Genomic DNA, 9,091 nt, shown 5'->3' on the forward strand with positions numbered 1-9,091 from the left:
CGCCTTTTGATGAGGTGTACTGTTTGCTTGTTGTTCAATCAGGGCATGAATGGTTTGATCTTCTGGGACTTCAAGGATAGGTCCTGACCAATCAGTAATCATTTCCCACTTTTCTTCTTCGGTTAAGATAGACAGCTTGGATATTGATTGATTTGGCTTTGCAATCATTTCGTCTACAATTTGTTCAAAGTATCGACTCCAGCGTTGAATCGTGTTCTTTTTAAATAGGGCTGTTGCATACTCAAAATGCAAATTCATTTGACCTTGCTCTTCAAATACACCGAGCGTTAAGTCAAATTTTGCGTGTTGGGTTTCCTGCTGTTTTTGATAGAGCTTCAATCCCTTGAGTTCAGGTAATGTGAAATCACGATCATCTGTTGTCAGCAAGACACTAAACAATGGATTGCGGGCTGTATCTTTTGGAATTTCTAATTGAGTAACCAATTCCTCGAACGGGAAGCCTTGATGCTCATAGGCAGATAGGTTACGTTCTTTCACCTGCTCAAGCAAGTCTTCCACTGTTTGTTCGAGCTGTACTTTGTTGCGAAGTGCCAGCGTATTTACAAACATACCTGGAATACGCTCAAGGGCAGCATGTGTACGTCCAGCCGTCACAGCACCTATCACAATGTCTGTCTGACCTGTTAGTTTATGAAGGAAAATGGTCAAGGCTGTTTGCATTATCATATTCAAACTCACGCCTTTTTCAGCCATAAGCGATTTAATTCGCTGTGCCTTATGAGCAGATATCTGTCTATCAACACGGTCTCCTTCAAATGACTGAACAGCAGGACGTGTAAAATCAAGTGGCAACGCCAAGTCTTCTGGAGGTTGTGCATATTGCTTCAACCAATACTGTCGATCTTTCTCAAGTGATTTTTTTTGTTTTTCTTCCTGCTGCCATACCGCATAATCTTTGTAATGCAGTAAGACTGGCGGTAAAGACTTTTTCTCATACAGTTGTGCTAATTCCTGAATGAGCAGACTGCGTGTGACACCATCTGCAATGATATGGTGCATGTCCATCATGAACACATATTTCTCATCTGACAGCTTCGCAATTTTCGCTCTCATCAATGGCGCCTGCTGTAAAGAGAAAGGTGTGATAAATTCTTTCACCACGGCCTGCTCCTGATTTTCTTCTATTTCAACAACCTCTAATGTAAATGGCACGCGACGATATACCTTTTGGACAGGTACACCGTCAATTTCCACAAAAGCTGTCCGTAGGGATTCATGTCTTTCGATTAAAGCTTGAATCGCCTCTTCAAGCTGTTTTACATCAAGATTCCCCTCCATCATGAAGATAGCTGGCATATGGTATGTGACAGCTTCTGGATGAAGTTGTTGAAGGACATACATACGTTTTTGTGCAGATGAGACAAGGTAGAAATCTTGCCTTTTTGCTGGCTGAATTGTTGTGACCGTTGACGTTGAAAGGTCTGCTTCCTCCATATATGCGGCCATCGCCCGAATCGTTGGTTTTTCAAAAAGGACTTTCAGCGGTACATGCTTATTCAGCTTGGCTTGCATCTTTGAAATCAGCATCATGCCTTTAAGGGAGTGTCCACCCAATTCAAAAAAGTGGTCATAAACACCGATATGTTCAATCCCCAGAACATCTGACCAAATGTCACAAAGGGCGTGTTCAAGCTCTGTTTCTGGATGCGCATGTTCCGCACGGCTCATATGTAACTCATGTGGCAGCGGCAGAGCTTTTGCATCCACCTTTCCGTTTCTCGTGAGCGGAATTTCATTCACTTTGACGAAATAGGTGGGCATCATGTAATCTGGCAATATCTCCGAGAGTTTTTCTCTAAACGTCAACGTTCCAATCTGTTCAGGTGCGGTATAATATAGCACCATTTCTGGTAAACGAGACAGTTGAACTACTTTGACATACGCCTCTTGAATGGACGTAAGCGCACGTGCAGCATACTCGATTTCCTGTTTCTCGATTCGATAGCCGCGAATTTTAACCTGATCATCAACTCTTCCTAGAAACTCAATTTCTCCATTTGAATGCTGTCTGACCAAATCACCTGTCCGATACATCCGTTCTTTAGGGAAATACGGATTTTGAAGAAAGCGCTCTGCTGTTAATTCAGGCTGATTCAAATATCCCCTAGACACCCCTTCACCTGATATATACAGCTCTCCCGGTGCTCCATAGGGAACAAGACGTTGTTGGCGATTGAATACTAGTGCTCTTGTGTGAGCGATTGGGCGTCCGATCACTGGACGGGCTTTCAAGGCGTCTACCTTATGTGGTGTCACAAGCTTTGCCACTGTACCGATAGTTGTCTCTGTCGGCCCATAATGATTCATGACTGCCACCCATGGGTGATGCTTCATAAACGTCTCAACGTCCTCTAGTATGATGGGTTCTCCTCCTAGTACAACCAACCGCAATGCATCTAAGTCATGATTCTTAGAATCTGCCATCATATGAAACAATGATGGTGTCATTTTGATATAAGTCAGCTCATGCTCATCAATGAAACGCATCAGCCGAACAGGATCTGTATAGACTTCCTCACGAGGAATATAGAGTGAACCGCCTGCTTTTAACATTGGAAAGATACTTGTGTAGCCTAGATCATATGCATAGGAAGAGAGCAGTGCAGTGCAATCGCACTCTTGGAGTGATACCTCTTTTGTCAACCAATTGACGTAGTGTGACAAATTACGATGGGTTACCTGCACACCCTTTGGTTTCCCAGTTGTACCCGATGTGTAAATCACATAAGCAAGTTGATCAACAGATACGTATACGTCTGGCTTGTCCAATGAATGCGGCTGCTGTACCACTTTTTCTACATGTACCACATGAACGTGTTGTTGATTCTTATACATGTCTAGATAATCCTCATCTGTTACGATCACTCGTGCACCACAATCCTCTAATGTGTAACGAATACGTTCATCAGGAAATGCTGGATCAATTGGCACAAATGCGGCTCCTGCCTTCATCACACCGAGCATTGAGACGACGAGGTAAACCGAACGATCAAGGATTAGCGCAACGGCGCTTTCTTTTTTCACTCCTCGAAGTATCAGTTCACTGCTGAGCGCATTTGACATGTTATCGAGTTCACGATATGTCAGCTTCCTTTGATCATCCATGACCGCTATCGCATCTGGCGTTTCCCTTGCTTGGCGTGAGAACTGCACATGAAATGGCTCATGAATAATCGGTTTCTCTCCTTCCCTTTGATCTAACCGCTCCATTTGCTCTTGATGATCCAGTATATTTAACAAACCAAGCATCTGATCCGGCTGACTGACCGCCTCACGAATAATAGCAAGAAGATGTTTCCCTAGTAAGCGAACGGTCTCTTCTTTAAATAGTGCCGTTGCATAGTCAAAGCTCAGCTTTAATTCTCCCTTGCGTTCAAATGCCTCTAAAGACAAATCAAATTTCACTGATTGATGCTGCACGGCATAAGGCGAAATTTCAAGCTCACCTAGCTTTAAAGCTGGAACCTCCATGTTTTGCATATTAAATGAGACGCTAAAGAGCGGACTTCGGCTTGTATCACGATCTAGCGGCAAACGTGCAATGAACTCTTCAAGTGGATAGCTTTGATGTGAGAAAGCATCTAGACTCGTTTGCTTCATTTCTTCGAGAAACTGTAAAAATGATTTTTCCTGCTCTGGTTTTCCGCGCATCGCAATGGTGTTGATAAACATACCCGGCATATCCTGTATATCAGGATGCGTCCGACCTGCAACAGGAGAACCAACGATTACATCCTCTTGTCCACTATAGGTCGCAAGCAACACCTGGAAAGCAGATAATAGGAACATATACAATGTGGTATCTGTTTTCTGAAGTAATTCATGAATGCGCTTAGTTGTTGCTTGATCACAGCCAAACATGACACGTTCCCCAGAGAAATCTCGTTCAATTGGGCGCGGGTAATCTGTTGGCAATTGTAGAACCGGCAATTCTCCATCAAATTGCTTAAGCCAATAGGCTTCATGCTCTTTCTGCCTTTGTGTTTCTTGTGCGTTCGAGAGCCAAACCGCATAGTCTTTATAATGAATGGTCCTTTTTTCAAGCATTTTCCCCTCATAGGCGTTAGCCAAATCTTGAATGTACGTCTTCATGGAAGTGCCATCCGTAATGAGATGATGTGCTTCAAGGACAAGATGATGACGATCTTCTCTTACTTTCAGAAGCTGTGCTCTTAAAAGTGGCGCTTTTGCCAAATCAAATGGTTCTTTACATCTCGTAATATATGCTTCTGCATTCTCTTCCTTTATTTCAACCATTGAAAGGTCAAAGGATGTGCATTTCTCCACCCTTTGCACAATCTCTTCATCTTTCATATGAAAACTTGTTCTAAGAATTTCATGCGTTTGGATCAACTGGTGAAAAGCTGAGCGAAGCCGTTGTCTGTCAAGTGCCCCATCGAGCGTTAATACGATAGGAATATGATAGTTGGTACTATCAGGCTCAAGTGTTTGCAAAATGTATAGACGCCGCTGGGCAGGTGACACCGGATAGTCCTCCGCTTTCTTTGCTGGTAAAATTGGATTCTCCTGCTTTTGTTCATCCTGATCTAAATAGGCCGCAAGTGAGCGAATTGTTGGCTGCTTAAATATGATTTGAATCGGGACTTCCTTTTGAAACACTTCTTGAATCTTTGCTGACATCATCATCGCTTTGAGGGAATGTCCACCAGCCGTGAAGAAATGCTCCTCTACCCCAATGTTTTTACCTAGTAATTCTCCCCAAATATCAGCAAGTGCTTTTTCTGTTTCAGTTTTAGGCAGGCTTGTCTCCAATTGCTCACGCTGCGCTTCATCCGGCCTAGGTAATGCTTTTTTATCTACCTTTCCGTTTGTAGTAAGAGGAAAAGCGTCTAGCTGCATGACATGATGCGGTATCATATAAGCTGGTAAATCTCTATTTAATAAACTACGAACCGCTTCTTCGGTCATAATCCCTGTATAGTAAATGGTCATTTCCTTTTCGTGAGAGGAAGACTCACGTATGAGAACAACAGCATCGTCAATCTCTTTCACTTGTTGAAGGACTGCTTCAATTTCACCAAGTTCAATACGGAAACCGCGAATTTTCACTTGGTCATCCGCCCGTCCAAGGAATTCAATCTGCCCATCTACTCCATATCTAGCCAAATCACCTGTTCGATACAAGCGCCCTCCAGCTCTAAATGGATTCTCCATGAATGCTTGATTTGTTAGATCAGGCTGATTGAGATATCCTCTTGATACGCCATCGCCACCAACATAAAGTTCCCCTAGTGCTCCAATTGGCTGAAGCCGCTGAAATTCATCTAAAATATAGGCTGAAGAATGATTGATCGGCTGACCAATTGGGATGGCGCCTGTTTCATCTCCTCTTACTTCGTAAATCGTTGAGATGGTTGTATTTTCTGTCGGACCATACGCATTCAGTAACATGAGCTCAGGGTTGGCTTTTTTCACGAGCTCTGCACTTTTAGGATTGATCACATCTCCACCAGTGATCATCTTCTTTAATCCTGTAAACATTTCTGGCCGCTGTAAACCAAGCTGATTGAATAATCCTGTCGTTAAAAATAGTGCTGTCAGCTCATGCGTTTTGATCAATTGTTCAAAACGATTCATATCGAGTAACGTGTCTCGGCTGACTGGATAAAGTGTTGCTCCATTTAACAAAGTTGTGAATATCTCAAATGTGATAGCATCGAAGCTCACTGCCCCTGTATGAGCCATACGATCCGATGTTTTTAAACCGATTTTCTCCTGAGAGAGCGCTAATCTCACAATATGCTGATGCTCAATTTGGACCCCTTTTGGTCGTCCAGTAGATCCTGACGTATACATGATATAGGCCAGATGAGAAGGGGATATTTCGACAGTTGATAGCGTTTGTTTCCCCTTAGGTACATGTAACACATTGACAGTCTGTATCCTCTCATGAATTGGCGGCTTTCCGTCAGCATGTAACAACAGTGAAACGTCGCTATCTTCAAGCATCCACTTGATTCTTTCTTCAGGTTGCGCTGGGTCAATCGGGACGTAAGCAGCGCCTGCATGTAGGACAGCTAAAATAGCGATGACGGCATCTGCTGATCGATTCATATAGACAGCCACCGTATCTTTAGGCTTTACACCTTTTTCGACAAGGTGGCCAGCTAAACAATAAATATCTTGCCCTAGCTCTTGATATGTGAAAGTGCGCTCTCCTTCGACTAATGCCAGATGGTCAGGGTGTGTCTTTATACGCTCCTTGAGCAGCTCTGGAATTGACATGTGCTTTGGATAATCTCGATCAGTCTGATTCCAAGTTTCAATCTGCTGTCTTTCATCTTCTGTGATACATGGTACTTCATAAAGACGTACATCTGGGTGATCAATGACCTGCGCCATTAGACTAGTTAGATGCATCGATATATGTGCAATTAATGACTCTTCGAAAGCCATCGCGTTGTATTTGATTTTCAGTGTCCACGTTTTTCCTGGATAGACAAGCAAGTTAAAATCAAAACTCGTTTGTTCAAATCCATCCTTTACATCAATTGAAAAGCCAAGACGTGCAGACATCGTGTCATCTGACAGCTCCTGATCTAATGGATAATTTTCAAAACCAACTAAATGATTGAATAGTTGCCCTCCAGCAGCCGTTTTTTGCTGAATGTCATAAAGAGGCATAAAATCATAGTTTTCCGCTTCAAGCGCATGCTGTTGCACCTCTTGAAATAGCTCTCTGAAGGTTTGCTCTTGATCCAATTTCACCCTGACAGGTATGGTATTGATGAAAAGCCCCACCATGCGCTCGATTCCAGAAATACTTGGAGGTCTTCCCGATACGACAGTTCCAAATGTGACGTCATCAGAAGCATGGTATCTGCCTAAAAGAACCGACCACACGGCTTGGAAAAGGTTCGACGTTGTCACTTGACTGTGTCTTGCCAAATCTTGAATCGCTTCGACCATCTGTTCATCCCATGTGAACGTCCATTCCTTGTGATCGTATTTTCCGTTTGCATCTTGCTGTAGCAGAAGCTCTTGATGCCGAACAGCACCAGCTAAACGTTCCTTCCAATAGACTTCAGCTTCATTTTTGTTTTGCTTTCCAAGCCATTGGATATAGTCCGCAAAAGGCTTGCCTTGTGATGTATCTGGCGTACGTCCATTTCGATACGACTCATAATAATGAAACAGTTTTTTCATCATGAAACCCATGGACCAACCATCCATGATGATATGATGGTTGCTCCAAATCAGATGCCAACTTGTTTCATTCAACTGAAAGACAGCGACTTTAAACAAAATATCATTGGTTAAGTGGAATCCTTGCTTCTTCACTTGCTTCTTATATTGATCTAATACGTTTTGCTGCTGGTGATGATTGAGGTTCGTTAAATCCTCTGTATACACATCTGCATGACGCTCAGCAAGTACTATTTGACGGGGCTTTTGTAGTTGCTGATATACGAAAGCTGTACGGAGAATGTCATATGTCCGTATCAGCTCATTTATACTCTTTTCAAAAAGAACGAGGTCAAATTCACCACTTAGCCCCAGCTCAAGCTGTGTGAAGTACGAGGAGGAATTGGGATCTAACATGGCATGGTACAGCATACCCTCTTGCATTGGTGTTAAAGGATATACCTTTTGAATTTTCTGTTTGCTCATAGGCCACCTCTTCGTTTGCTTAAAATATATCCATCAGCTTTTCGAGTTCATCTATTGTGAGATCATCATCTCCCACGTCACTTGGTGTGATTTGGGTCTCATCCTGTGACACACAATGAGAAATAAGAGATTTCACATTCGTTTCTAGTAAATCTTTGAACCGCTCCATCGTGCCCTCTTCAAATTCAAGTTTGTGATAGGCAATGGTTACACTTAATACACCTTGTTCGATGAAACCAACAATATCTAAGGCATGAGGTTTTTCTGATTCGGGACTCAGTGATTGACCTGCATTCCATGAAGATCGTTTCAGCTCTCCCCCACCTATTTGTTCATCAAACTGTCCGAGATAGTTGAAGCTTACCTCTGGTGTGACGTCAAAAAGGGTACCGCCCTTCATTTTGTCAGGCGTTAAGTATTTTAAGATGCCATATCCTACTCCCTTGTTCGGGATGTGTCTCAGTTCCTCTTTTAAATGCTTGATTTGATATGAAAGATCGTCTGCATAAGACATATCCAACAGCACAGGATACATGCTTGTAAACCAGCCAATTGTCCGAGACAAATTAAGTTTAGGAAAGATTTCCTCTCTTCCATGCCCTTCAAGGTGAATAAAGTGCTTGTCTTCACCTGTCCACTCTTTCATAGATAACCCTAACGCTGTCAGTAAAATATCGTTTACATCCGTATGGTAGGCTTCATGTACATCGGTCAAAAGATGTTGCGTCTCATCCTGTGACAATGTAAAACGTATTGTCTGTGTATGCAGCATACGTTGATCTGTCGTTACATGGTCTTTCTGAAGCGGTTTGACAGGATGCGCAAGAACCTTTTTCCAATAGGTGATTTCCTCTAACAGTTCATCTGACAATGCGTATTCTGTCAGATGTTGCGCATATTCTTTAAATGAATGTGTTTTATTTGGAAGCGTGAATGTCTCACCACGCTTTGACTGCTCATAAAGAGCCATAAAGTCTTCAAGGAAAATACGCCATGACACCCCATCGATCACAAGGTGGTGAACTGCGATGAATAAATGATCTCCCTGTTCCGTTCGGAAAATAGCAGATTTTACTAATGGTCCCTCTGTCAAAGATATGCTCGCCTGTACTTCATTTGCTAGCTCTTCTACCTGCTGCATTTGCTGTGATTGCTCCCCATGCACTTCCATTACTTTTACTGTCACTTCGTTTTCCTGTAGCCCACGATGACGCTGTACAATACTTCCATCGGTAAATGTATAAACCAAGCGCAATGCATCATGATGGAAAATAAGCTGCTGGAGCACTTGTCTGGTAACGGCTTCATCCAACCCATTTGGTGCATGGAGCATAATGGATTGGTTCCAGTGATGTTGGTTGCTGAACTTTCGTTCAAAGAACCAGCGTTGAATCGGTGTAAGGATGACCTCTCCTTCGACTGGTGATTGATCGGCCGT

2 protein-coding genes are annotated in these 9,091 nt (G+C 42.9%); both read right to left on the minus strand.

Annotated features, from left to right (window positions below):
• On the minus strand, positions 1-7,653 hold a 7,653-nt coding region (locus tag ACIQCE_RS16260; RefSeq protein ID WP_400496052.1), incomplete at its 3' end, for an amino acid adenylation domain-containing protein.
• Between the two features lie 19 nt (positions 7,654-7,672).
• Positions 7,673-9,091: condensation domain-containing protein (locus ACIQCE_RS16265; protein ID WP_400496053.1), on the minus strand; the 1,419-nt coding region annotated here is incomplete at its 5' end.

It is taken from the genome of Bacillus sp. NPDC093026, from assembly GCF_044754665.1.
GTDB lineage: Bacteria > Bacillota > Bacilli > Bacillales > Bacillaceae > Bacillus > Bacillus maqinnsis.